Consider the following 1,828-nt stretch of genomic DNA (forward strand, 5'->3'; position numbering starts at 1 on the left):
CTAAATTCAAGTTATGTAATAGTTCATTTGATAATTCAAGCTCTCCTGATATTTTTTTCCGTTGATCATCGATGGGTTTTAGTTTGCTATTTTCTTCTGCTAATTGCTTTTCTAATCCCTTTTGTTCTATCTGTAACTGATCCACATCAGTGTGAGAGCTGAATAATGAGAAATAACGTAATGCCTCAGAGACTGGCACTGTTACCTGCTGTTGCCAGGCTTTAAATTCAGCCAGTAAACGCAATGATGATAGGCTAATGTGTAATGGTTGTTCATCGCCATTGAACAATTTTGGTTGCAACAGTAATGCAAGATCTTGTTGAGTCAATCCAGCCCATTGAGCGATCAGCACGTACTGGCTCAGTTTTTGGCATTGAGTCACCAACAGTGGATGATGTTCCAGTTTTTCCACTGTTGGGCGGTTGCTAAAGATCTCAATAACAGCCTGATTGAATTTTTGGGCAGTAAATTCACTATCATTGCTTTCCAGCCAACTGACTAAACCGGCGACCACTTCTGTTTTCAAATGGAAACCGGCAGCCAGACTGCGATACAGATTCTGTTTTAATAAGGTAGCATCAGCTGATTCATCGACCGAATGGTAGATATTGGAGAGGAAATTAAACAGCTCCGGTGTGGCGGTTTTGCTGTATTGGGTGGTTAACATGGCGTTGAGTGCGGCAAGATCCAGTTTTTGCTCACTCATCCATTGCACAATATTTTCCAGTAGATTGACGGTAACCAGAACCTGAGATGCATTCTTTTCAGCCATGTTCTGGCATGCTTCAGGTTTTCCGCATAAGGTGAGCAACATTTCCGCTGGTGCGGCGCTCAGGCCAAACAGAGATGCGATAGTCGCCATGCGAGGCTCTTTCTGATCATCAGCAGTCATCTCTTGTTTGCCAACCATCATGGTAAACTTATCAGCCGACAGACCATATTGGCGATTAAGCCGTACATACTCAGATAATACTGGCAGAATCTGTTCTTCGTTTACACCGTCACCTTGAATACTGGATACTAACGTATTGAGCTGATCGACACTGAGTTTAGTCGCATGGGCCAAACGTTGACGGTTGGCCTCTTGTGTCGGCTTGGTTTTAAGCAACTCATAACTGACTGGATTTAGCCCTAATTGTTCCTGTACCAACGCTGGGGTCAGTTCTAATGCTTGTATATCAGCATTGTCTGCCAACAGAGCTGCAATATTGCGCAAGTTGGTTGATTGACTCTCCAGTACCGCATTGATGATAGTGAGATTATCATCATAAGGCAGGGTGAATGAATCATCGGCAGAGTTAATTGTCGGAACCGACAAGTCTGATAAAGTGATCCTTTCCCGCAATGTTTCCAGCAAAATATCCAGTGTGGAAACTTCTTGCTGCATCATGGTTTCGCTCAATTCCAGACGATTCAGATCCGGGCGACGTTTATCAATATGCAGTGAGTTCTCTTCGCTGTGTAGCTCTTGCGCAACGTTGTATAGCTCACACAAATAGCGGACTGGGGAGAATATGGATTGAATAGATGCCGGATCGACATATTTATCTGTTCTTTCTGGAATAGCATTGTCGGCCAGTGCTGTACCTGAGTTCCGCCGAGGGGCTGCCTCTTCGAAGATATGCATTTTTTTGATTCCATTTAGCACAGGATCACTACGTAATTGCTGTGCGCGTTGCTCCGCGTGATTTTTATTCACTTTAATTGACGTGGTATTATTTGTTTTATCTTGCATAACCTACCTCTATCTCTTTAGGGGATGAGAGAGCTCAACATAGCGATAGACTGAGCTCTCTATGGGAACAGTAATTTTTATTAATTTCTAACT

At 43.2% G+C, this 1,828-nt stretch carries 1 protein-coding gene; it reads right to left on the reverse strand.

Annotated elements, in window-relative coordinates; all coding sequences use genetic code 11:
* The coding region (locus V1952_RS21615; protein WP_420075530.1) for a Tc toxin subunit A at positions 1 to 1,735 on the reverse strand (1,735 nt) is incomplete at its 3' end.
* Positions 1,736 to 1,828 lie beyond the last annotated feature (93 nt).

It is taken from the genome of Yersinia sp. 2542 StPb PI (genome assembly GCF_048593855.1).
Lineage (GTDB): Bacteria > Pseudomonadota > Gammaproteobacteria > Enterobacterales > Enterobacteriaceae > Yersinia > Yersinia enterocolitica_E.